Annotated in this window: 20 protein-coding genes and 1 rRNA gene; 6 read left to right on the forward strand and 15 right to left on the reverse strand. The window is 65.9% G+C overall.

Annotation, left to right across the window (positions count from 1 at the left end):
• A 16S ribosomal RNA gene (locus CV023_RS16915) occupies positions 1-60 on the reverse strand; the annotation flags it as partial.
• A 43-nt stretch (positions 61-103) separates the two neighbouring features.
• A complete protein-coding gene (locus CV023_RS16920; RefSeq protein WP_230748061.1) occupies positions 104-361 on the reverse strand; it encodes a hypothetical protein in 258 nt (85 codons plus the stop codon).
• Positions 362-569: 208 nt separating this feature from the next.
• On the opposite strand from CV023_RS16920, the gene CV023_RS16925 reads away from it, so the two are divergent.
• Complete coding sequence (locus CV023_RS16925; RefSeq protein WP_230748067.1) at positions 570-1,595, forward strand: epimerase; 1,026 nt, start codon at positions 570-572, stop codon at positions 1,593-1,595.
• 43 nt (positions 1,596-1,638) lie between these two features.
• Here CV023_RS16925 and trhO read toward each other — a convergent pair whose 3' ends face one another.
• Positions 1,639-2,550 (reverse strand): oxygen-dependent tRNA uridine(34) hydroxylase TrhO, encoded by a 912-nt coding sequence (gene trhO / locus CV023_RS16930; RefSeq protein WP_230748068.1) that lies wholly within the window; start codon positions 2,548-2,550, stop codon positions 1,639-1,641.
• Between the two features lie 192 nt (positions 2,551-2,742).
• On the opposite strand from trhO, the gene purL reads away from it, so the two are divergent.
• On the forward strand, positions 2,743-5,127 hold the full coding sequence (gene purL / locus CV023_RS16935; RefSeq protein WP_230748070.1) for a phosphoribosylformylglycinamidine synthase subunit PurL: 2,385 nt from the start codon (positions 2,743-2,745) through the stop codon (positions 5,125-5,127).
• Positions 5,128-5,230: 103 nt separating this feature from the next.
• Here the strand turns inward: purL and CV023_RS16940 are convergent, their stop codons facing one another.
• Positions 5,231-6,127: a hypothetical protein gene (locus CV023_RS16940; RefSeq protein ID WP_230748072.1), complete on the reverse strand. Its 897-nt coding sequence runs from the start codon at positions 6,125-6,127 to the stop codon at positions 5,231-5,233.
• 341 nt (positions 6,128-6,468) lie between these two features.
• Here CV023_RS16940 and CV023_RS16945 point away from each other — a divergent pair, with 341 nt between their 5' ends.
• Positions 6,469-7,698, forward strand: coding sequence for a cobalamin-independent methionine synthase II family protein (locus CV023_RS16945; RefSeq protein ID WP_230748074.1), 1,230 nt, complete (start codon positions 6,469-6,471; stop codon positions 7,696-7,698).
• Between the two features lie 37 nt (positions 7,699-7,735).
• Here CV023_RS16945 and CV023_RS16950 read toward each other — a convergent pair whose 3' ends face one another.
• The gene (locus CV023_RS16950; RefSeq protein WP_230748076.1) at positions 7,736-9,136 is read right to left on the reverse strand and encodes a TIGR01777 family oxidoreductase; all 1,401 of its coding nucleotides are present in this window, start codon (positions 9,134-9,136) and stop codon (positions 7,736-7,738) included.
• Positions 9,137-9,364: 228 nt separating this feature from the next.
• Here CV023_RS16950 and CV023_RS16955 point away from each other — a divergent pair, with 228 nt between their 5' ends.
• Together CV023_RS16955 and CV023_RS16960 are read left to right on the forward strand one after the other, a co-directional pair.
• The gene (locus CV023_RS16955) at positions 9,365-9,766 is read left to right on the forward strand and encodes a hypothetical protein (protein WP_230748078.1); all 402 of its coding nucleotides are present in this window, start codon (positions 9,365-9,367) and stop codon (positions 9,764-9,766) included.
• A complete protein-coding gene (locus CV023_RS16960) occupies positions 9,763-10,224 on the forward strand; it encodes a MarR family winged helix-turn-helix transcriptional regulator (RefSeq protein WP_230748080.1) in 462 nt (153 codons plus the stop codon). Before CV023_RS16955 ends, CV023_RS16960 begins: the two co-directional genes overlap by 4 nt.
• Positions 10,225-10,332: 108 nt before the next feature.
• On the opposite strand, the gene betC is transcribed toward CV023_RS16960, so the two are convergent.
• Positions 10,333-11,901 (reverse strand): choline-sulfatase, encoded by a 1,569-nt coding sequence (gene betC / locus CV023_RS16965; RefSeq protein ID WP_230748082.1) that lies wholly within the window; start codon positions 11,899-11,901, stop codon positions 10,333-10,335.
• Between the two features lie 75 nt (positions 11,902-11,976).
• Here betC and CV023_RS16970 point away from each other — a divergent pair, with 75 nt between their 5' ends.
• Positions 11,977-12,966 carry a formylglycine-generating enzyme family protein gene (locus CV023_RS16970; RefSeq protein ID WP_230748084.1) on the forward strand — a complete coding sequence of 330 codons (990 nt, stop codon included), beginning with the start codon at positions 11,977-11,979 and terminating at the stop codon, positions 12,964-12,966.
• Here the strand turns inward: CV023_RS16970 and CV023_RS16975 are convergent.
• The 9 genes from CV023_RS16975 to CV023_RS17015 all read right to left on the reverse strand — a co-directional run bounded on the left by CV023_RS16975 (position 12,925) and on the right by CV023_RS17015 (position 22,143).
• The gene (locus CV023_RS16975) at positions 12,925-15,078 is read right to left on the reverse strand and encodes a BCCT family transporter (protein ID WP_230748086.1); all 2,154 of its coding nucleotides are present in this window, start codon (positions 15,076-15,078) and stop codon (positions 12,925-12,927) included. The genes CV023_RS16970 and CV023_RS16975 overlap by 42 nt on opposite strands.
• 60 nt (positions 15,079-15,138) lie before the next feature.
• Positions 15,139-15,372, reverse strand: coding sequence for a hypothetical protein (locus tag CV023_RS16980; protein ID WP_230748088.1), 234 nt, complete (start codon positions 15,370-15,372; stop codon positions 15,139-15,141).
• A gap of 68 nt (positions 15,373-15,440) precedes the next feature.
• Positions 15,441-15,755 (reverse strand): DMT family transporter, encoded by a 315-nt coding sequence (locus tag CV023_RS16985; RefSeq protein ID WP_230748090.1) that lies wholly within the window; start codon positions 15,753-15,755, stop codon positions 15,441-15,443.
• A complete protein-coding gene (locus CV023_RS16990) occupies positions 15,752-16,114 on the reverse strand; it encodes a DMT family transporter (RefSeq protein WP_230748091.1) in 363 nt (120 codons plus the stop codon). Before CV023_RS16990 ends, CV023_RS16985 begins: the two co-directional genes overlap by 4 nt.
• Positions 16,115-16,149: 35 nt before the next feature.
• The gene (locus CV023_RS16995; protein WP_230748093.1) at positions 16,150-16,725 is read right to left on the reverse strand and encodes a TetR/AcrR family transcriptional regulator; all 576 of its coding nucleotides are present in this window, start codon (positions 16,723-16,725) and stop codon (positions 16,150-16,152) included.
• A 46-nt stretch (positions 16,726-16,771) separates the two neighbouring features.
• Entirely contained in the window at positions 16,772-17,563 is a 792-nt protein-coding gene (locus CV023_RS17000) for an ABC transporter ATP-binding protein (RefSeq protein ID WP_230748095.1), read from the reverse strand.
• 5 nt (positions 17,564-17,568) lie between these two features.
• Positions 17,569-18,543, reverse strand: coding sequence for an ABC transporter permease (locus tag CV023_RS17005; protein WP_230748097.1), 975 nt, complete (start codon positions 18,541-18,543; stop codon positions 17,569-17,571).
• Between the two features lie 45 nt (positions 18,544-18,588).
• Positions 18,589-19,572: an ABC transporter substrate-binding protein gene (locus CV023_RS17010; protein ID WP_230748099.1), complete on the reverse strand. Its 984-nt coding sequence runs from the start codon at positions 19,570-19,572 to the stop codon at positions 18,589-18,591.
• Between the two features lie 246 nt (positions 19,573-19,818).
• Positions 19,819-22,143, reverse strand: coding sequence for a S9 family peptidase (locus CV023_RS17015; RefSeq protein ID WP_230748101.1), 2,325 nt, complete (start codon positions 22,141-22,143; stop codon positions 19,819-19,821).
• Between the last annotated feature and the right edge of the window lie 41 nt (positions 22,144-22,184).

The following is a 22,184-nucleotide window of genomic DNA, read 5'->3' on the forward strand; positions in this document are numbered from 1 at the left end:
TTGCATGTGTTAAGCACGCAGCCAGCGTTCGTCCTGAGCCAGGATCAAACTCTCCATAAAAAACTTTATGTTGCGTAAGAATCCCAGCAAGACAGCCAACCCCTCACGGGGTGAGAAGGTTGACCCAAAAAAAACACAACCAAACACCACAACGGCACCCACCCGGCGAAGGGTCGGCACCAAATGTTTGATCATGTGGTTGTCTTACCAGAAAATAATTATCTGGCATCACTAATTGTTCAAACAAACACGCTATTGGATTCTCAAACCACAAACACACACCCATCACCGAACCAGACAAAAGAGCGGCACGTTCACTGGGGGTATCAGCTTCTTGTTGCCCTGCTGGAAGACCTGCCAAACATCTGAGTGTTTGTCCTGGTCACACCCTGTGGAGAACGTTTCGTTTCGATCCGTTATCGCCGGGGCAACGAGATATAACTCTAGACCAGTTCGGGATGTGCGTGCAACTCGAAACCGGAGTCTTGCTTGTGACAACGGTCACCAGCAAACTCGAGCGGCTGATTTCTCCCGCGGCTTGGCCCTGCACCCGGTGCTACGGTCGTGCCATGAGCGATGACTCCATCAGTTCTTCCGGTCAGTCCGCCCGTCCTCGTGCCGTCATCGCGGGAGCTTCCGGCTTCATCGGCGGTTCTCTCGTCACTCCCCTGCGCGTGTGGGGCTATGAGGTGCGCACCATCGGACGCCCCGCCTCGGGCAGCGATGCCACTTGGGACTCACCGAACGAGATCGCCGACCTAATCGACGGCGCCGATCTCCTCATCAACTTCGCCGGGCGCAGCGTCGGATGTCGCTATCGCGATCGCAACCGGCAGGAGATCTGGGACTCCCGGATGCTGACCACCCGAGCGCTCAACGATGCTGTCGCGGCCGCCTCGGCGCCTCCACGCCTGTGGATCAACTCGAGCACGGCGACGATCTACCGCCATGCGACGGACCGTCCGCAGACCGAGGCCGACGGCGACGTCGGGGAGGGCTTCTCCGTCGATGTGGCCAAAGGGTGGGAGAAGGAGCTCTTCGCCGGAGAGCTGCCTGAGACCCGGCGAGTGGCGCTGCGCATGGCCATCGTGCTCGGCGACGGTGCCGCCCTGAACATGCTGGCAACTGCCGCACGCTTCGGCGTCGGCGGCCCTCAGCTCGAGGGCCGATGGTTGCCGCATACCCGGTACCGCGGGATCGGTCCTGACGCCTCGGGGCCGAGAGTCTGGCGACAGCACCCGCCGACGCATGGCCACCAGCGCTTCAGCTGGGTGCACATCGAGGACGTCATCCGCGCGATCCGGTTCATCGACACCCACGACGAGCTCACCGGCCCGATCAACGTCTCCACCCCCGGGGCCTCCGACAACTCGGCCCTCATGTCCGCACTGCGCTCGGCCGTGCGGATGCCGATCGGCATTCCCGCTCCGAGGTGGCTGCTCGAGATCGGGATGATCGTCCTGCAGCAGGAATCCGAGCTCGTACTCAAGAGCCGCTGGGCCGTGCCCGAAAAGCTCGAGCGGGCCGGCTTCGACTTCCGCTGGACGGATATCCGGGCCGCGACCAAGTCTCTGCTGCGCCACCCCGGTAGGTGACGGCTGCGCTCTGCCGCGCCAGCCGCGTAGGTGACGGCTGCGCTCAGCCGGCGGCCGCCTCGGCGGGGATCCCTGCCTCCACGCACTCGGCACAGTAGGGCTGGAGACCCTTCTCCGTGCACTCGGCGCAGCGCAGATACTGCCGGCGGCATTCGAGGTTGGCACAGTTGACGAACTCCGGGGTGTTCTTCCCGCAGCACACGCATTGGCCGATCGATTCGCCGTCCTCCCCGAACTCCACGTGCATGCGCTTGTCGAAGACGTAGAGGGAGCCGTCCCAGTAGCCGGAGTTGCCGAAGGTCTCGCCGTAGCGGACGATCCCGCCGTCGAGTTGGTAGACCTCCGAGAAGCCGCGGTTCTTCATCAGCACGGACAGGACCTCGCAGCGGATTCCGCCGGTGCAGTAGGTGACGACCGGCTTGTCCTTGAGTTCGTCGTATTTGCCGGATTCGATCTCCGCGATGAAGTCGCGGGTCGTGTCGGTCTCGGGCACGATGGCGTCGCGGAACTTCCCGATCTGGGCCTCCATGGCGTTGCGGCCGTCGAAGAAGACGACGTCATCGCCGCGTTCGTCGAGGAGTTTGTGCAGGGCTCCGGGCTTGAGATGTCGGCCGCCGCCTTCGACGCCGTTCTCGGTCACGGTGATCTCGTCGTCGGTGCCGAAGGTGACGAGCTCGGGGCGGACCTTGACGCTCAGGCGCGGGAAGTCGTCGCCCTCGCCGTTGGACCATTTGATGTCGGCCTTCTTGAATGGGGCGTAGGACTTCGTGGCCCGCACGTACTGCTTGACGTCGAAGATGTCCCCGCCGATGGTAGCGTTGATGCCGTCCTTCGACACGATCACTCGCCCCTTGAGCCCGAGGCTCTCGGCCAGGGTGTGCTGCCAGAGCTTGACCGCCTCGGGGTCGGCCAAGGGGGTGAAGACGTAGAACAGGACGATCTTGGGAGTTGCCATGGCCACCATTCTAAATGCGCGCCGAGGCGCTCGATCCTCATCCGGACCGTGGCGCTCACCGCATGTCCGCCCGACATCCGCCCGACATCCGGCCCGCGATGGTCAAGGCGCGGACCGCTTCGCTCCCCCGCCGTGACCCCGGCTAAGATTGGCGCTGAGTGCCGCGTCGTATGAAAGGGCCCCGAAGAGGACATGTCGTCACACCTCAGTTCTGCCGATTCCGCGCAGGTCGATCCCCCGCAGGAGAATTCGAAGAAGGTCAAGGAGACGGTCGAGTTCGCCGCCGCGAATCCGGAGGTCGAACAGCCCTATGCGGATCTCGGTCTCAAGGCCGACGAATATGACAGGATCCGGGAGATCCTGGGACGTCGCCCCACCTCGGCGGAGTTGGCGATGTATTCGGTCATGTGGTCCGAACACTGCTCCTACAAGTCCTCGAAGGTCCACCTGTCGAAGTTCGGTGACAAGGTCACCGAAGACATGAAGAAGCACCTGCTCGTGGGCATCGGCGAGAACGCCGGCGTCGTCGACATCGGCGACGGTTGGGCCGTGACCTTCAAGGTCGAGTCCCACAACCACCCCAGCTATGTCGAACCGCACCAGGGTGCGGCCACCGGCGTGGGCGGAATCGTCCGCGACATCATCTCGATGGGCGCCCGCCCGGTCGCCGTGATGGATCAGCTGCGCTTCGGTGCGATCGACCATCCCGACACCTCCCGCGTCGTCCACGGCGTCGTCTCGGGCATCAGCAACTACGGCAATTCCCTGGGCCTGCCCAACATCGGCGGCGAAACCGTCTTCGACTCCGTCTACCAGGGAAACCCCCTGGTCAACGCCTTGGCTGTCGGCGTCCTCCGCCACGAGGACATTCGCCTGGCGAATGCCTCGGGCAAGGGCAACAAGGTCGTGCTCTTCGGTGCCCGGACCGGCGGCGACGGCATCGGCGGGGCTTCGATCCTCGCCTCGGAGTCCTTCGACGATACGAAGCCCTCGAAGCGTCCGGCCGTGCAGGTCGGCGACCCCTTCGCGGAGAAGGTGCTCATCGAATGCTGCCTCGAACTCTTCCACGCCGGAGTCGTCGAGGGCATCCAGGACCTCGGAGCCGCCGGCATCAGCTGCGCGACCTCGGAGCTGGCGTCGAACGGCGACGGCGGCATGCACATCGCCCTCGACGATGTGCTGCTGCGCGATGAGACCCTGACTCCCGAGGAGATCCTCATGTCGGAGTCGCAGGAGCGCATGATGGCCGTGGTCCGCCCCGACCGCCTCGAGGATTTCCTCGCAATCGTCGGCAAGTGGGATGTCGAGACCTCCGTGCTCGGCGAGGTCACCGACACCGGCCGCCTCATCATCGAATGGCACGGCGATGTCATCGTCGACGTGCCCCCGCGTTCGGTCGCCCACGACGGACCCGTCTATGAGCGTCCGATGCGTGAGCCCTCATGGACCGCCGAGGTGGCTGCGAACACCGTCGAAGCCGCCGGATTGGCGCGTCCGTCCACCGATGAGGAACTGCGTCGGACCGTCCTCCAGCTGGCCGGATCGCCCAACCTCGCCTCGGCGGATTGGATCACCGGGCAGTACGACAAGTACGTCCAGGGCAATACCGCCCAGGCCTTCCCCGATGATGCCGGAGTCGTCCGCGTCGACGAGGAATCCGGGCTCGGCGTGGCCATCGCCACCGATGCCAACGGCCGCTACGGCTACCTCGATCCTGCTCGCGGCGCCCAGCTGGCACTGGCCGAGGCCTACCGGAATGTCACCACCGCCGGGGCCATCCCCCGGGCCGTGACTGACTGCCTCAACTTCGGCTCCCCCGAGGATCCGGAGATCATGTGGCAGTTCGCCGCCGCCGTCGAAGGCCTCGCCGAGGCGTGCCAGGATCTCGGCATTCCCGTCACCGGCGGCAACGTCTCCCTCTACAACCAGACCGGCGGAGTGGCCATCCACCCGACCCCGGTCGTCGGTGTCCTCGGTGTCTTCGACGACGTCACCCGCGCCACCCCGAGCGGGTGGAAGGAGCCCGGCCAGACGATCTACCTGCTCGGCACGACCGCGGCGGAGCTCGACGGATCGGCATGGGCCGATGTCACTGCCGGCCACCTCGGCGGGGTTCCCCCGCAGTACAAGCCGGCCGCGGAGCGGGAGCTCGGCGAGATCCTCGTCAACGCCTCGCGCGACGGCATGATCGATGCCGCCCACGATCTGTCCGAGGGCGGCCTGTCCCAGGCGCTCGTCGAATCGTCCCTGCGGTTCGGCACCGGGGCCAGGGTCTGGCTCGATGAGGTGTGCGAACGCGATGGCATCGACGTCTTCACCGCTCTTTTCTCCGAGTCGACGGCCCGGGCGATCGTGGCCGTGCCGCGGTCGGAGGAGGTCCGGTTCAAGGACATGTGCACCGCTCGGCACTTCCCGTTCATCCGCATCGGCATGACCGACACCGGTGACGAGGCACCCGCCCTCGAGGTCGTCGATCACTTCTCCATCGGCTTGGACGAACTGCGCGAGACGCACGAGGCGACGTTGCCGAAGCACTTCGGCGGCGCAGCCGCTGCGGCGACCGAAGCCGCTCTGTAAGTCGAATCCGGCAGAGCTCAGGCCCGGACCACCCCCGCAAAGGGGCTTGGTCCGGGCCTTTTCTCGTCGTCCGGCGGGGTGGGTCAGTGCCTGGCGGGACGGGTCAGCCTTCGCTCGGCACCGATCCTCCGTTCATACGTCCGCAGGCGTGGAGCAGGATGAGGGAGCCGTACATGAGCACGAGCGCGAGCAGCTGCGTCGATACGGTCGCGAGGACCGGCGGAACCCCTGAGATGTTGAAGAGCAGCTGCACCGTCGTCGAGAACGTGCCGAAGAGGATGGCAAGACCTGCCGCCATGAGATGCACCCACCAGCGACGGTTGCGGGCGATGTTCCAGGCGATGAGCATTGCCGCCGTGATGCCCATGGAGAAGACGATGAAGATGAGGCTGTGGATCCACATTCCGGGACCGAAGTCATACATCATCATGAGCATGAGCCTGTTCAGAGCTGGCGGGACAACGAGCGCGAGGACTCCGGCGACCGCGTAGATCCCTCCACCGATCAGTCTCTTGGCCCAGGTCGTGTTCCGCGCGAGGAGGAAGGCGCCGCCGACAACGAGGAGACTGAGCACCCCAGCCATGACGCTGATGAGCGGATATGCCGAGAGAATCACCAGCCGCTCCCCGGTGATGACGAGCGGCAGCAGAACGATGCCGGGCAGGTGGGCGACGAGGATTCCCGACCACAGCAGGATCCGAGCAGGCCAGCCCGGGGTGGAGGAACCCGGGGTGGAGGAGCCGGAAACGACCGCGGACGGCGGGGTCGGCATCGCGTTCCAGCCTCCGATTGGGGCCTGAACCGCAGGATTCCCAGGGGACGGCACCTGTGCGTCCTGGGACGCGGTCACTCCTCGCAAGTGCGCCGGGATGCCGGAGTTGCGGACTCGTTCCTGCTGGCCGGGGAGGATCCCCAGCCCGAAGTGCGCCTCGGCATTGTCTCCCGGGCCCCAGTCCGAGTCGCCCCCGGGACCGCTCCGCTCCGACCGCTGGTCGCTCATTCCGCAACTATAGTCCTGCGCCGGGGCCTCCTACCCGCAACGCCGTGTTCAGCCGAACGACGATGTTCAAACCGGCGCCGACGGATCCACTCGACCCGATCGTCGTTTGGACCAGCGCCGTGACTCCGTCGCAGACACCGGCCCACATCACGGCGACGACCAGGACCCACCAGCGACGATTGCGCGCGACGTTCCAGGACCCGAATCACCCAGGTGACCCAAGATGACGACACCCACACATGCATCCACGCTGATGTGATTGCCTGAGGGAAGAACTGCGGTCGAACGGCCGTTGCCACGACCGCAGTGCACAGGCAGTCGAACCACCGAAGGAGTCAACGATGGCCGCCATCCGCACCTCGCACGCAGGATCCTTACCCCGCACCCCCGAACTCATCGAAGCCAACAAGGTCAAGCAGGCGCAGAACCACGCGCGTCTCGCTGGTGAGTCCGTCTCCGACGCCGAGACCAAGGAGTTCGACGAGCTGCTGGCCGCCAGCGTCGTCGACCTCGTCAAGCGACAGAAGAACCTCGGCATCTCCTTGCCCAACGACGGCGAATACGGTCACTCGATGGCGGCGGACTTCGACTACGGAGCCTGGTGGCACTACTCGTTCGCCCGCACCGGCGGACTCGAGCTCGACAACGTCGACAAGTGGGACGCTCCCGCCGTCCGCTCCGAACCGGGCAAGACGGTTCTCACCAGCTTCGGCGACCGCCGCGACCGCAACCTCTTCCCCGGGGTCTACGGTGACGCGAATGCCGGCACGGACACCGGCCAGCAGCCCCAGTTCCCCAAGGCCACGAGCGCCATCAGCTACATCGGCCACGATCAGGTCGCCAGCGATATCAAGAACCTCAAGACGGGCCTGGCTGCGGCCGGCTACGGCGAGCGCGAAGGCTACATCAACGCCCTCTCCCCCGGCTCTGCCTCCCGCATCGCCAACGAATACTACAAGTCCGATGAAGAGTTCATCTGGGCCTGGGCCGATGTGCTGCGTGAGGAATACCTCGCCATCACCGAGGCGGGGCTGACCGTCCAGATCGACGATCCGTCCCTGGCCGAGAACTTCGACCAGATCAACCCCGAACCGTCCTTCGACGACTACCGGGCGTTCATCCAGGTGCGCATCGATGCCCTCAACCATGCCCTGCGCGGAATCGACCCGGCCCAGGTGCGTCTGCACACCTGCTGGGGCTCATGGCACGGACCGCACGTGACCGACCTGCCGTTCAAGGAGATCGTCGATCAGGTGCTCTCCGTCAACGCCGGCGGCATCACATTCGAGGCCGCCAACGTCCGCCATGAGCACGAATGGCGGATCTGGGAGGACACCAAGCTGCCCGAGGGCAAGTACATCATCCCCGGCATCGTCTCCCACTCGACGAACGTCGTCGAGCACCCCGAGCTCGTCGCCGATCGCATCGAGCGCTTCGCCAAGCTCGTCGGCCCCGAGAACGTCGTCGCGTCAACCGACTGCGGCCTCGGCGGACGCGTCCACCCGGAGATCGCTGTGGCCAAGCTGCAGTCCCTGACTCAAGGTGCCGAGATCGCCTCGAAGCGGTTCTGACTCACAGAACCTGATCCGATCCGACTCTTCGCCCACTTCACGCTCCGCTGCCGAGTTCCTCCTCGAGGCAGGCGGGCAGCGTGGGGTGGGCGAACTGGTATCCGGTCTCCTGGAGCTTCTCCGGCACCACCTTCTGATCGGCCAGCGCGAGCTCCTTGGCACCGTCGCGGCCGAGCACGAGTTCGGTGACGAAACCGGGCGTCGAGATCCGGGCGGGCCTGCGTAGGTGGGCGGCGAGCGCCTCGGCGAACTCCGCCTGTGACACCAGATCCGGGGCAACCGCGTTGACCGGACCGCGCACATAGTCATAGAGCACGGCATGCACATAGGCCCTGGCCACGTCGTCGAGGGAGACCCAGGCCAGCCCCTGCTCACCGCTGCCCAATCGGCCTCCGGCACCGGCGAGATAGAGGGGAGCCTGAAGCTTGAGGAACCCGCTCAGCGAGGTCAGCACGACCCCGGTGCGGATCGAGACCCGACGGATCCCGGCGTCCTCGACCCGGGCCGCCGCAGCCTCCCACTCCTGGCACACCTCGGCGAGGAATCCCTCTCCGGCGGGTGCGGATTCATCCACGGGCTCCGCCGAGCTGGATCCGTAGATCCCGACCGCCGAGGCGCAGACGAACACCTCGGGGCGCTTCTCCTCCGGCAGGGCGCACATCGTCTCTGCGAGCAGCGTCGTCGATTCGATCCGGGAGGACCTGATTTCCTCCTTCGCCTTCTTCGTGAACCGGGTGGCGATGGATTTCCCGCCGAGGTGGACGACCGCATCCGCCCATGCGAGGTCGCGGGAGTTGATGATCCCGAGGTCGGGGTTCCAGTGCACTTCGTAGGGGAACTTCGGAGTCCCGCGCACCAGCAGGCGAACGAAGTGGCCGGCGGTGGAGAACAGTGCCGCGACCTGCCGGCCGATCAGCCCACTGCCGCCGGCGATAAGGATCCTCTTGCCCTTGTTCCTGGTCAGCAGGGGTGCGTTGATGCTCTCGAGGAATTTGATGTCCGCGAGCATGCGGCGGTGTCTGGCTTCGAACGTGGCCTCGAGATTGTGGGTGAGGCTGCGGTCGATGGCCTCGAATCCCTGGGGTGCCATCGAGAACTCGATGTGATCGTCGATCTTCGTCCCACCCGCGACCGAGGTGAACTCGTGGGTGTGCTTCCACTGAATCAGCGGACCCTTCTTGAGCTCATCGACGAAGGAGAACCGGGACGGCCCCTCCGAGTGCACCGAGCTGAACGGCCGCCGGACGAGTCCGTAGCTGCCGGGCAGGCTGGTCTTAACCTGAGCGACGGAGCCCGGCGCGATCGGCGGATAGCTCTCCTCGACGATCTCCTGCGCCCAATGGGGCGACAGCCTGGTCAGAGCTCCCGGCTGCGCGTGCCAGTTGAAAGTCGTCTCGGCAGCGAGCGGGACTTCAGATGTCCACTCGAAATTGGTCATGACATCCCTCCTACCAGAGATGATGCCACCGGAATCTGAAAGCCAGCCCGACAACGCGCCCAAGCCCAGATGAATTATCCCCACGCCTGGGCGCAGGCTGCGTCGAGGGCAGACCGCAGCGTCGAGGGGCGACTCCCTGCAGGATGCTCTCGAAGCTGCGGTCTGCTCTCGGCGAAGTGTCCTACCGCACCTCATCGATTTCTATGCAATTCGCATATAATTCTGCTCATGAACATGAACACTGCGCTCGAAGACGCGATCAGCGAATGGCACACTGCGGTCAATCACGGCGACCTCGAGCGGGCAGCCGCCGCGGTCGGCACGCCGATCGTCGTCCTCGGCCCGAAGGGCGCGGGGCCGATCACCGCCGAACAGTTCGCCCAATGGGTCGAACGCTCCGGCATCTGCCTCGTTCCACGCTCATGGCATCCGGTCAGCGACCGGCTCATGGTCGTCGAGCAGGATGCCTCGTGGTCGCGCAATCCTGCCGAGCCGAGCAACGACATCACCAAGGTCGCCACCGTCTTCCGGGTGACCGATGGAACGGTCACCGCCGCCCTGCGGCTGCCGGATCTCAGGTCGGCGCTCGATCTGGCCTATACCTGCCGTGAGATGGCGGCCAGCGAATGAACGCCCGCTCGCCCGGGCCGGGACAGACCCTCTTCTCCTTCGTCCGACATTGGTCGCGACGACAGCTCAGCGGCCACCCGTCGGAGTCCTCACAACAGGGACGGATCGTCCTCGTCACTGAGGCCGTCGATTCGCTCGTGCTCCGCGGGGAGCCGGCGACGGTGAATGCGGTCGCGGCTGAGATCGGCATCGACCAGAGCGGGGCGTCCCGATTGGTCGCCGCGGCCACGAAGTCCGGTCATCTCGTTGCGACCGCCTCGGCGAATGACGCCCGTCGCCGAGAGGTGACCGTGACTGCGGCCGGCCGATCGCTGCTCACCGATGCCCACGCCTGGCAGGAACGGGTCTTCGGCGAACTGACCGCAGACTGGAGCGAGCAGCGCCGCAGCGAATTCGAGCGGTCGATGAGCGAACTCATCGACCGCTCGCGTGAACTCGACAGCGGCGGCGCCCTCTAGCGGCGCCCACCGAGCGCAGGGTGCAACGCCGAACGTAGGCCGCAGCGTCGAGGGGCGACTTCGTGAAGCCTGCTCTCGAAGCCGCGGCCTGCGCTCGGCGCAGAGCCCTTACTGCGCGGAGTCGGGGATCTTGCCGAAGCTGAACGCGGCCCAGAAGTCACCGCGGACATAGCCGTTCTCCGGATCCGGGTCGAAGTCCCAGTGACGGACCTTCCCGACCTTGAGAGAGTCGGCGACGAGCTGGCGGCTGCGCTGCGAACCCAGCACGTGGTCCTCGAAATGCTCGAGGTCATAGCTGGTCCCCAGATCGGCCCGCATCGCAGAGAGCGCCTCCGCATACGCGGGATCCCCGGCCCGGTTGACTAGCTCATCCGGATCGGACTCGAGGTCGAAGAGCAGCTCGGGATCGCCCGGGCAGATCGTCAGCTTGTACGCTCCGCGCACCAGCGTCACCTGCGGCCGGTAGGTGCCCTCGGCGAAGTATTCGATGACGATGTCGCGGTCCTCTAGACCCTGCTCCCCGGCGACCTCTCGACGCGCGGACTCGAGCAGAGAGGTCCCGGCGAGGTCCTCTTCCTCGGCGCCACCACGCGAACCCTGCGCGATCTCGAGCAGGGTCGGGGCGAGGTCGACCAGGCACACCGGGTTGGCATAACGGCCGGGGCGGACCACCTCGGCGGGGCCGGTGATGACGATCGGGACCCGGGAGGACTGCTCGTACGGGGACATCTTGTACCACAGGCCCTTCTCCCCAAGCATGTCTCCGTGGTCGCTGGTGACGATGATGACCGTGTTGTCCTCGAGTTCGAGTTCGCGCAGTCGCCTGCGGATCGCACCGATGTGGTCGTCGATGTAGCTCACGGCCGCATAGTAGGCGCGCCTGGCCCGGCGCACGTCCTCGATGCCGGGGTTGCGCTTGTCGAATCCGCTCATCGTCCGCAGCCGGTGGCTGTGCGGGTCGACGGCGGGATCGGGCACCTCGGGGTGGGCGGGGTCGGGGATGTCCACCTCGGCGAATCGGTCCCAGTTCTCCCGCGGCGGCTCATACGGGTCGTGCGGGTGGATGAACGAGGTGACCATGAGGAACGGCTGATCCTCCCCCGCGGCCTGGTTGGCCCGCTTCCGGTCATTGAGGTGACGCAGGGTCCGGAAGATCACCTCGTCGTCGAAGTCCTGCTGGACGTTCGCCTTCGCGGCACCGGCGGTGAACACCGGATCGGCTTCGTGATACCACTGCAGCTTCTGATCCAGCGGCCTCGTCCAGTCGGGGACCATGTCGAGGTCGGCCGGGTAGACGTCCGTGGTCAGGCGCTCCTCGAAGCCATGGTGCTGATCGGGGCCGATGAAGTGCATGCGCCCGATCAGCGCCGTGTGATACCCCTGCGCCCGCAGCCGGTGGGCGAAGGTCGGCACCGAGGCAGCGAAGTCGTCCCCGTTGTCGAGGCAGTCGACCTCGGAGGGCATGCGCCCGGTCATCATCGACGCCCGGGAGGGGGCGCACAGCGGGGTGTTGCAGTAGGCGCGATCGAACACGGCGCCCTCGGCGGCGAGGGCATCGATGTTCGGGGTCAGTGCGGCATCGTTTCCGTAGGCGCCGAGCGCCTGAGCGGCCATCTGATCGGCCTGGATGACGACGATGTTCGGCGGTTGCATATGCTGGTCACGTCCTTTTCTCATGGAAGGAAGTCTCCGCGCCGGCGACGGCGTCGCCGCGGAGGCGGAGTTGTTGTCGGGAATGTGAAGGTGGCGAAGATGAGCTCATGCTGCGGACCGGACCGGACGTCTCCCGCTGCTGCGGGGCAGGGCGATCGTCGGCCCTCCGAAGTGGGTGTTGCGGAAGAAGAATCCCCCGCCGAGGTGGCTGTGCCGGGCCGGGAATCGTCCCCCGAAGCGACCGGTGCCGATCCCGGACTGCTGGCCGATCTGGCGGCCCGCGCCCCGCAGGATCTGCCGATGATCGCACTGCCGGGAGGTGAGTTCCTCATGGGCAGCGACGACCCGCTGGCCTACCCCGAGGACGGCGAGGGACCGGTCCGCCGAGTCGAGGTCGCGCCGTTCGCACTGGCGCCGACCACGGTGACCGTGGCCCAGTTCGCAGCCTTCGTCGTCGACACCGGTCATGTCACGGATGCCGAGTCGTTCGGCGACTCGCTCGTCTTCACCGGCCTGCTCTCCCCCGAACTGCAGGAGAGCGCACCCGCCGTGGCGGCGACCCCGTGGTGGCGTCAGGTCTCCGGGGCCGCCTGGTACGCACCCGAAGGCCCCGGTTCCGGCATCAGGGAGCGAGCCCACCATCCGGTCACGCACGTCTCGCGACGGGATGCCGAGGCCTTCGCCGCCTGGGCGGGAGTCCGCCTGCCCAGCGAAGCCGAATGGGAGTACGCCGCCCGCGGCAAGCACGAACAGCAACCCTACCCGTGGGGTGCCGAACGCGAACCCGACGGACAACCGTGGATGAACACCTTCCAAGGCGAATTCCCCGACGCACCGAGCGCTCCCGTGGGCACGATGCCCGCCGATGCGTTCCGGCCCTTCGGCTTCGGTCTGTACAACATGACCGGCAACGTCTGGGAGTGGACGACCGATGCGTTCAGTTCCGGAGACCATCGCGCGGTCCTCCGCGGTGGCTCATACATGTGCCACGACTCCTACTGCCGCCGGTATCGGACCTCGGCGCGCACTGGCTCGACACCGGACACCTCACTCGGTCACACGGGGTTTCGACTGGCCGTCGACATCTGAGCCGCCGGCGTCTGAGGGGCCAACCTCTGAATCGCCGGCGGTCGAGCGTTCGGCCGCGATCGCCTCGGCGCTGGGGTCCGTATTCTCGGACTCCCCGGTGTCCGCCTCCGACGCACCGGACTCCTCGGACTCAGCCGACTCGGGTGTCCACCCGTCGTCCCACCGGCCGGTCTCGTAGTCGTAGCCGACGGGCTCGCCGTCCTCATCGGTGCGCTGGTACCAGTCCGTGTAGTCCTCGTGTTCGGAGTCGATGTCGCCGTTGGCGCCGTCGCCCGGTTCGGTCTCGACGACCTGCAGGGCGAAGTTGTCGCCGTAGGCATCGGCACCGGCGATCACGGCATTGTCCATCGCGTTCTGCGCGTACTTCCGGCGCAGAGCGTGCGGATCCGTGCGCAGCTCCTTGAACCAGGCGACGACGATGAAGAGCATGATCACCGCGAACGGCACGGCCGTGACGATGACGAGCTGCTGCAGGCCTTCGAGCGCGCTGGCGTCGCCGAGGAGCAGCATGACCACGGCGATCCCGGACATCACGAGCCCCCAGAACACGACGACCCACTTCTTCGGCTCCTGGTCCCCGCGGCTGGCGAGCATGCCCATCACCACCGAAGCGGAATCCGCCGAGGTGATGAAGAAGATCGCGAGCACGATGATCGCCACGAACGGCAGCCATTCGACATAGGGCAGGTTGTCGATGAGCGTGAAGAACACCTCGGGGGCCTCCATGCTGTCGGTGAACCCGGCGGCCCCGGAACGGTACATCGAGATCGAGGTTCCGCCCATGATGCCGTAGGCGACGAAGAGCAGGGTCGAGGGGATGAAGATCGTGCCGAGGATGAACTGGCGGATGCTGCGACCGCGAGAGATGCGGGCGATGAAAGTGCCGACGAACGGCGACCAGGAGATCCACCAGGCCCAGTAGTACACGGTCCACACGGACTGGAACTCCTGCGTCTCGGCACCCCAGGACAGGGAGCGGCCCATGAGGTCGAAGAGCGAGCCCATGTACTCCATCAGCGCCGAGGGCAGCAGGTTGAGCAGGAACAGGGTCGGGCCGAGGAAGAGCACGAGCGCGACGATGCCGACGGTGAGGATGATGTTGATCGAGGAGAGGTAGCGGATGCCCTTCGAGACACCGGAGACGGCGGAGATGATGAAGCCGACGGTGAGCACGCAGATGATGACGACGAGCATGTTGTTCGTCATCGGTCCCACCCCGGAGACGATGCTCACGCCGGTGCCGATCTGCATGGCCGCGATGCCCAGGGCCGCCGCGGTGCCGAAGAGAGTGGCGACGATCGCGAAGATGTCGACGAGCTTGCCGGCGAAGCCCTCGGACTGGCGTTTGCCGAAGAGTGTGACGAAGATCGAGGACAGCAGCAGGGAGCGGCCGCGGCGGTACGCGGCATAGGCGATGGCGCCGCCGACGAGGGCGTACATCGCCCAGGCGTGGAAGCCCCAGTGGAAGTAGGTCTGCGCCATTGCCGTGTGCAGGGCCTCGGTCGTCTCTGCCTCATTGGTCAGCGGCGGCGGGCTGATGAAGTAGGTCAGCGGTTCGGAGGGTCCGAAGAAGAGCACGCCGATGCCGATGCCCGCGGCGAAGAGCATGGCCACCCATGAGAAGGTGGAGAACTCCGATTTCTCCCCGTCCTTGCCCAGGGGGATCTTGCCGTAGGGCGAGAACGCGAGGATGAGCAGGGCGACGAGGATGATGATGGCGACGAGGTTGAAGAACCAGCCGACGTTCATCGTCGACCAGTCGTAGGCGGCCTTGGCCACCGAGGCGACGCTGGCCGAATCGGCGATGCCCCAGATCACGAAGGCCACCGTCAGTGTGCCGGCGATGGCGAAGATGACCTTGTCGAGGGAGTAGCGGCGACGCTGTTCGTCGATGGCGATGCCGGGGACGAGGATCGGGTGCGTGTTGTGGGGGTATTGGGTGTTGCTCTCGGCCTGTTCCTCCCGCGGGTAGCGGGGGCGTGCGTAGTCGAGTTTGCCCAGGGTCTTTCCGGTCTCGCGGCCGACGCGTTTGGCATCGGCCTTGAGGCGGTCGCGGGAGGCCTTCCGGGCGACGGTGTGACTCTCGGGTTCGGGTGTGGTCTCATCGGACATGCGGCGATGGCCCTTTCTCATGAATTGACGAAGCGGGTGATCGGAGACTGTCCGTGGGGTCTATGGCTCCCGACCGCACCACCCGATCGCCGCACCCTCCCAGGAGTCGTTGGCATAGCCGAGGGTGGGCCGGGGTGCCGGCGTGGCGATGATGAGTTCAGGCCCCGCCGAGGTGGCCGGGCGCACCCGCCCACGATTCCTCAGTGCGGCGGCAGGGGGCAGGGCGAGAGCGTTCGTCGCGGCAGGCAGAGTCCGGGCACGGTGCCGCGCCCTGGAGATCCGTGTCACTGCCATAGCTTCGGACCTTAACAGCTGCCTGTGAGCTTCTCAAAGGAATGCTGTCATCTTCGCCCGAACTTCACTCAGCTGATTTCGACGAGGAAGACGCCGATCGCGATGAGTCCGATGCCGATGAGTGCCCGTCTGGTCAGCGGATCCTTCCAGATCGCTCGGGCGAGCAGGCTGACCAGGGCCACACCGCAGGCGGCCCAGAGACCATAGGCGACCCCCAGCGGCATGCCTTCGCCGAGGGCCAGGCTGAGGAAGAAGAACGCGATCGCATAGCTGATGGCCACCGGGATGAACCAGCGTTTGCGTTTGAGCCCGGCGCTCGCACGCAGACTGAGCGTGCCGGTGACCTCGCTGAGGATGGCGGCCGAGAGCCAGATCCAGCTCATGTGGACACCTCGCTCTCCGCCTCGGCGGGTTTGTCCGGGGTTCCGGTCTCGACGAGGACGACGCCGACGATGATGATGACGATTCCGATCATCGTGCCGATGCTCAGGGCATCACCGAAGAGCACCATGCCGAGGATCGCGACGAGGCTGACCCCGCAGGCCGCCCACACACCGTAGACTGCGCCGATCGGCATGCCCAGGCGCTGCGTCAGACCGAGCAGGGCGAAGGCGAGGGCGTAGAAGACAACGACGGCGGGGATCCATCCCGGGTGATCGAGAGAGGCCTTCAAGGTCAGGGTTCCGGCCACCTCGGCGGCGATCGCTCCTGCCAGCAGCGTCCACTTGCGTTTCCTCTTCATCGACACACCTCCTCGGTCGTGATGGTCATTGGCATTCATGCTTCTGCGTTCCGGTCGCCGGCCGCGAGAGATTCGGCCGCGTCGATGAGTCCGAGCGCGTGGATCTGGACCGCGGCGAGGTCCTCGGCGGGGAACACTCCGGTCGCCTCCGACATCCAGGCCCCGTCGGCGCAGAACCGGGCGGCGGTGAGCAGCGACCGGGCTTGCGGATTCAGTCCCGCGGTGTCGAACCAGGGACTCAGCTGCTCGTTCCAGGCCTGGGCGAGGGTCGGATGGTAGAGCGCATCGGAGAAGATCCAGTAGTCGGCCCGGGAGACCTCGGCGGTGGTCGCCACCCTGATATAGGCGCGATGCCGGTCGCAGGGACCCAGCGCTGCGGCGTCACTGCCCGACTCGGTGCGCAGCAGCAGCGCCCAGTGGTCGGCGGCGCGCGCGACGAGGCCGAGCATGAGCGCTTCCTTGTTGGGGAAGTGATACATCAGGCCGGGTTTGGTCAGACCCGCCTGCTGCGCCACCGATTCCAAGGAGATCGTGACACCCTGAATCGACTCGTTCTGCCCGGCCAGTTCCTGCGCTGCCTGGAGAATGCGGCCTCTCGTGTTCCCGTCCATGCCCTCGACTTTACCTTCCGGTTGGTAAAGTGGCGAAGGCGGCCCCTCAGTTCAGCAGCGCCCGGTCGCCGAGGCTTGCGCCCTTGAGCTTGGAGAACTCGGCGAGCAGCATCTTCACGGTCAGGTTCTTCTTCTCCTCGGCCGTCGCCTCGTAGATGATCCGGCCCTCGTGCATCATGATCAGGCGGTTGCCCAGCGCAATCGCCTGCTCCATGTTGTGGGTGACCATGAGCGTGGTCAGCCCGTCGTTCTCGACGATCTTCTTCGTCAGCGCCGTGACCAGGGCCGCCCGCTGCGGATCGAGGGCGGCGGTGTGCTCGTCGAGGAGGAGGATGCGGGGCTGGGTGAATCCGGCCATGAGCAGGCTCAGTGCCTGCCGCTGCCCGCCCGAGAGCAGCCCGACCTTCGTCTTCAGCCGGTTCTCGAGGCCGAGTTCCAGGGTGGCCAGCTCCTCCTTGAATCTCTCCCGCCTCGCCGAGGTGGTCCCGCGTCCCAGCCCGCGAGGCTTGCCGCGCCGCAGAGCCAGGGACAGGTTCTGTTCGATCGTGAGGTCGGGTGCGCTGCCGGCCATGGGGTCCTGGAAGACGCGTCCGAGGTACTTCGCCCGCTTGTGCTCGGGCATCCGGGAGACCTCGGCACGGTCGATCGTGATCGAGCCCGTGTCGATGGGCAGACGTCCGGAGATCGTGTTGAGCAGCGTCGATTTGCCCGCTCCATTCGACCCGATCACCGTGACGAAGTCGGACTCCGCGAGTTCCAGCGAGAGCCCCTGCAGCGCCTTGCGTTCGTTGACCGTGCCCGGGAAGAAGGTCTTGCCGATGGTGTCGATCTTGAGCATCTGCCTCAGCCCTTCGTGGTTTCGGATCCGACGCTGGGCACTTCGGTGATCTCGGCCGGGTCCTTCATATCCGTCGTCCCGCTCGGCACCGCGGCGGGCGCCTTGTTTCCGCGTCCGCGCAGTGAGGGGATCCGTTTGAGGATGCCCCATCTGGGCAGCAGCAGGGCGAGGACGACGAGGAGCGCGGTCGTCAGCTTCATATCGTTGGTGTCGAGTCCGGCGCGCAGGGCCAGGAAGATGATCAGCCGGTAGATCACCGAGCCGAGCAGTGCGCCGAGGCTGGCCATGAAGATGTTGCGGCTGCCGAAGACCGCTTGGCCGAGGATGACCGAGGCGAGGCCGACGAGGATGAGGCCGATGCCCATGCTGATGTCGGAGAACCCCTGGTACTGGGCGACGAGCGCACCGCAGAGGGCGACGAAGCCGTTGGACAGGGCGAGCGTGAGCATCGTCGTGTTGTCTGTATTCACGCCGAGGCTGCGGATCATCTCCCGGTTGTTGCCGGTGGCTTGGATGGCCAGTCCGAGATCGGTGGTGAGGAACCAGTCGATCGTGAACTTGAGCACCAGGGTGAAGAGGATGAGGATGACGATCGACACCCAGGTGCCCAGCCACATGTTCTCCCGCAGCGGGGTGAATACGGTCTCTTCTCGCAGCAGCGGCAGGTTCGCCTTGCCCATGATCCGCAGATTGATCGACCACAGGCCGATCATCGTGAGGATGCCGGCGAGCAGACCGTCGATTCCGCCCTTGGTGTGGAGCAGACCCGTGATGAACCCGGCGATGAGACCCGCCCCGATCGCGGCGGCCGTGGCCAGGAACGGATTGACCCCGGCGATGATGAGCGAGGCCGCGGTGGCCCCGCCGGTGGTGAAGCTGCCGTCGACGGTGAGGTCGGGGAAGTTGAGGACCTTGAAGGTCAGATAGACCCCGAGCGCCATCGCGGCGTAGATGAGCCCGAGCTCCAATGCTCCGAACATGTGTTTCCGATCAGGTGGTGGTGTGGCGGTGTGCTCTCACGAAGCTCACTCGATGACGTTGTCGGCTTCGTCGATGATGTCCTGCGGGATCTCGACTCCCTGGGCCTCGGCGGCCTTCGGGTTGACGACGAGTTCGAGGTCGGAGCTGGTCTCGACCGGCAGTTCGGCCGGCTTCTGTCCGTCCTGCAGGATCTTCAGAGCCATCTGACCGGTCTGCTCGCCGAGCTTCGTGTAGTCGATGCCGCGGGTGATCGCCGCGCCCTGTTCGACCTGTCCGGCTTCGGAGCCGACCAGCAGGGCCTTGTTCTTCTCGGCCGCCTGGACCATCGTCGAGACCGCAGAGACGACGTTGTTGTCGGTGGGCACGTAGTAGGCGTCGACCTTGCCGAGGGAGTCCACGGCCTGCGCGAGCTCACCGGAGTTCGCGATGGTCGCTTCCTTGATCTCGACTCCGAGGTCTTTCGCGGCCTCCTTCGCCAGGTCGACCTGCACCTGCGAGTTGACCTCGCCGGAGCTGTAGACGATGCCGACGGTCTTGGCATCGGATTTGAGGTCCTTGACCAGTTGGAGCTGCTCGGCGACGGGGTTGAGGTCGGAGGTGCCGGTGACATTGCCGCCGGGTGAGTCGTTGGTGTCGACGAGACCGGCCTCTTGGGCATCGGTGACGGCGGTGAAGAGGACCGGGATGTTCGTGATCGCCTGGGCGGCGGCCTGGGCCGCGGGGGTGGCGACGGCGAGGACGAGGTCGAGGTCCTCGTTCGCGAAGTTCTGGGCGATGGAGGTGGCGTTGGCCTGCTCGCCCTGCGCGTTCTGCTCGTCCCATTCGACCTCGACTCCGGCATCGTCGAAGGCCTTCTTGAAGCCTGCGCTCGAGGCGTCGAGCGCGGGGTGCTGCACGAGTTGGGAGATGCCGATCTTGAAGGAGTCGCCCTCGCCGCCGTCACCGCTTCCGTCGCCGCCTGAGCAGGCCGAGACCGCCAGGATCGATCCGACGGCCACGATTGCGGTGGTCACTGTCCTCAGACGCATGCTTCTCCCCTTTGAAAATTGTCGGTTCGCCTGTCGGGAACCGATGCAGACCCTGCCGGAGCAGGCATCACCGTTGATGCATCCACTCTATTGGTCGGCACTGACGCAGGTGCCCGGAGAGGGGTTTTGGGGACAATCGTGCCGCTATCGTTATGTCCTGCGACAAACGTCCCCTGACCTCGGTCGACAGCGATCCAAACGTCCCGTCTCGGACTGCGAGTTCGGGTCTCGATTCAGGCCTCGAGCTCAGGCCTCGATCGCGAGGTCCGAGCGTCCCAGGACATCGAGGATCCAGGCGAAGTCGAAGGCGGTGTCCTTCCACGCGTCATAGCGGCCCGAGGCACCTCCGTGTCCGGCGACCATCTCGGTCTTGAGCAGCGCCTCGGCGCCGACCTCGCGCAGACGGGCCACCCACTTCGCGGGTTCGACGTAGAGGACCCGGGTGTCGTTGAGCGAGGTCACGGCCAGGATCTTCGGATGGTCCGCCTCGGCGACGTTCTCGTAGGGAGAGTAGGAGCGCATGTACTCGTAGACATGCTCGTCGTGGAGCGGGTCTCCCCACTCCTCCCATTCGATGACGGTCAACGGCAGCTCGGGCATGAGGATCGAGGTCAGGGCGTCGACGAAGGGCACATGGGCGCTGACTCCGGCGAAGAGTTCGGGGGCCATGTTGACCACGGCGCCCATGAGCAGACCGCCCGCGGATCCGCCGGTCGCCACGAGGCTCTCCGGGGCGGTCCACCCCTGATCGATGAGGTGGCGGGCGACGGCGATGTAGTCGGTGAAGGTGTTCTTCTTCGTCGTCGTCTTGCCCTGGTCGTACCAGTGGCGGCCCATCTCTCCCCCGCCGCGCACGTGGGCGATGGCGAAGACGACTCCGCGGTCGAGCAGGGACAGTCGCGAGACCGAGAAGTACGGGTCCATGCTCGCTTCGTAGGAGCCGTAGCCGTAGAGGACGAGCGGTGCCGGTCGTTCGGGTGCCGCATCGTTCGCCGAGGTGGTGGCATCGTTCCCCGTCGGATCGGCAGCCCCCTCCCCTGCCGAGGCGGTGCCGGAGGTCAGCGGAACGAGATCCTGGCGATAGACGAGGGAGACCGGAATCTGTGTCCCGTCCTCGGCAGTTGCCCAGAGCAGCGTCTCCCCGTAGGAGTCGAGGTCGACGGAGCCGAGCACGGGCTGGCGCTTCAGCACCGTGTCAGTGCCGTCTGCGACGCTGTGCTGATAGACCACGGACGGGGTGGACAGGGAGGTGAAGACGAGCCGAATGCTCGCCTGCGAGAACTCGGGATTGCCCGCGAGGCCGAGAGTGCCGGTCTCACGGTCGAAGGGCAGCTCGCGGAGACCGCCGTAGGGCGAATCACTGTGGCCGGGGCTCGCGGGGCCGAAGTCCACGATGCCGACGCGGGCGAAGCCGCCGCGACGGTAGCTGATGACGATGAAGTCCGCGAAGGCGTCGACATCCTCGATGCGCAGGCCCTCGACGTCCTCGAGCACAGGGCGTCCGACCGCCTTGGGGTCGGCGACCGTCTCGGGCTCGTCTGCGGAATCGGCGCTTTCGAGACGGAGACCGGCGGGGTCGGTGACGGGGACGTCGATGATGTCGAAGTCGGCACGGTCGAGATTGTGGGTGATGAGGAATCTGTCTTCACCGGCGATGACGGCATGTTCGACGTTGTACTCGACTCCCTCGACGCGCGGCCAGATCTCCTGCGGTGCGGCCTCGAGGTCGTCGGCGTCGAGGCGCCAATAGCCGGTGGTCGTCTTCGAGCCGGTGACGACGAACATGTACTTCCCCGACCGGGAGAACCCGGAGCCGACGAAGAAGTGCTCATCGGGTTCGTGGAAGATGCACACGTCCTCGGCGCTGTCGGTGCCGACGACGTGGCGCCAGACCTTCTCGGGTCGCCAGGCATCGTCGACCGTCGTGTAGAAGACGAAGCGGCCGCTCGGGTCGATGGAGGCGCCGGCGAAGGTGCCGTCGACCGTATCGGGCAGGTCCTCTCCTGTGCTCAAATCGCGCAGTCCCAGGGTGTAGCGCTCGTCGCCGGTGGTGTCGACGCCGAAGAGGAGGTACCGGCCGTCATCGGTCAGGGAGAAGCTGCCGAGCGAGAAGAACTCCTGCCCGTCGGCCGCGACGTTGGAGTCGAAGACCACCTCTTCGCCGGGCAGCTCCTCCTCGCCGACCTCGGGCGGCGTCCAGTCATCGGGTCCGGAGACAGGGACGCGGACGCTGATGCCGTAGTCGAGTCCGGCCTTTGTGCGGGAGAAGTACCAGTAGCCTCCGCGCCGTGTCGGCACGGACATGTCGGTCTCCTTGATGCGGGTCTTGATCTCGGTGAAGATCGAATCGCGCAGGGATTCGAGGTGCGCCGTCTGCGCCTGGGTCCACTCGTTCTCGGCCTCGAGGTGGGCAATGACCTCGGGAGATTCCTTGTCGCGCAGCCATTCGTAGTCATCGACGAAGGTGTGCCCGTGATGGGTGCGTTCGACGGGGATCTTCTTGGCCACGGGTGCCTGCCCCGACTCGGGGGTCGCGGATTCGGGAGTGGACGTTCCGGAAGTTTCGCTCATGAACGTCAGCCTATCGGCTCGGGCGGCGGCTGCTCGGGAAG

Source organism: Brevibacterium sp. CCUG 69071, from assembly GCF_021023135.1.
Taxonomy (GTDB): domain Bacteria; phylum Actinomycetota; class Actinomycetes; order Actinomycetales; family Brevibacteriaceae; genus Brevibacterium.

What these genes read in the sequence shown, in the direction of transcription:
- CV023_RS16925 (WP_230748067.1), top strand. Translation starts at nt 570, where the DNA reads ATGAGCGATGACTCCATCAGTTCTTCCGGTCAGTCCGCCCGTCCTCGT.
- trhO (WP_230748068.1), bottom strand. Translation starts at nt 2,550, where the DNA reads ATGGCAACTCCCAAGATCGTCCTGTTCTACGTCTTCACCCCCTTGGCC.
- purL (WP_230748070.1), top strand. Translation starts at nt 2,743, where the DNA reads ATGTCGTCACACCTCAGTTCTGCCGATTCCGCGCAGGTCGATCCCCCG.
- CV023_RS16940 (WP_230748072.1), bottom strand. Translation starts at nt 6,127, where the DNA reads ATGAGCGACCAGCGGTCGGAGCGGAGCGGTCCCGGGGGCGACTCGGAC.
- CV023_RS16945 (WP_230748074.1), top strand. Translation starts at nt 6,469, where the DNA reads ATGGCCGCCATCCGCACCTCGCACGCAGGATCCTTACCCCGCACCCCC.
- CV023_RS16950 (WP_230748076.1), bottom strand. Translation starts at nt 9,136, where the DNA reads ATGACCAATTTCGAGTGGACATCTGAAGTCCCGCTCGCTGCCGAGACG.
- CV023_RS16955 (WP_230748078.1), top strand. Translation starts at nt 9,365, where the DNA reads ATGAACATGAACACTGCGCTCGAAGACGCGATCAGCGAATGGCACACT.
- CV023_RS16960 (WP_230748080.1), top strand. Translation starts at nt 9,763, where the DNA reads ATGAACGCCCGCTCGCCCGGGCCGGGACAGACCCTCTTCTCCTTCGTC.
- betC (WP_230748082.1), bottom strand. Translation starts at nt 11,901, where the DNA reads ATGAGAAAAGGACGTGACCAGCATATGCAACCGCCGAACATCGTCGTC.
- CV023_RS16970 (WP_230748084.1), top strand. Translation starts at nt 11,977, where the DNA reads ATGAGCTCATGCTGCGGACCGGACCGGACGTCTCCCGCTGCTGCGGGG.
- CV023_RS16975 (WP_230748086.1), bottom strand. Translation starts at nt 15,078, where the DNA reads ATGTCCGATGAGACCACACCCGAACCCGAGAGTCACACCGTCGCCCGG.
- CV023_RS16980 (WP_230748088.1), bottom strand. Translation starts at nt 15,372, where the DNA reads ATGGCAGTGACACGGATCTCCAGGGCGCGGCACCGTGCCCGGACTCTG.
- CV023_RS16985 (WP_230748090.1), bottom strand. Translation starts at nt 15,755, where the DNA reads ATGAGCTGGATCTGGCTCTCGGCCGCCATCCTCAGCGAGGTCACCGGC.
- CV023_RS16990 (WP_230748091.1), bottom strand. Translation starts at nt 16,114, where the DNA reads ATGAAGAGGAAACGCAAGTGGACGCTGCTGGCAGGAGCGATCGCCGCC.
- CV023_RS16995 (WP_230748093.1), bottom strand. Translation starts at nt 16,725, where the DNA reads ATGGACGGGAACACGAGAGGCCGCATTCTCCAGGCAGCGCAGGAACTG.
- CV023_RS17000 (WP_230748095.1), bottom strand. Translation starts at nt 17,563, where the DNA reads ATGCTCAAGATCGACACCATCGGCAAGACCTTCTTCCCGGGCACGGTC.
- CV023_RS17005 (WP_230748097.1), bottom strand. Translation starts at nt 18,543, where the DNA reads ATGTTCGGAGCATTGGAGCTCGGGCTCATCTACGCCGCGATGGCGCTC.
- CV023_RS17010 (WP_230748099.1), bottom strand. Translation starts at nt 19,572, where the DNA reads ATGCGTCTGAGGACAGTGACCACCGCAATCGTGGCCGTCGGATCGATC.
- CV023_RS17015 (WP_230748101.1), bottom strand. Translation starts at nt 22,143, where the DNA reads ATGAGCGAAACTTCCGGAACGTCCACTCCCGAATCCGCGACCCCCGAG.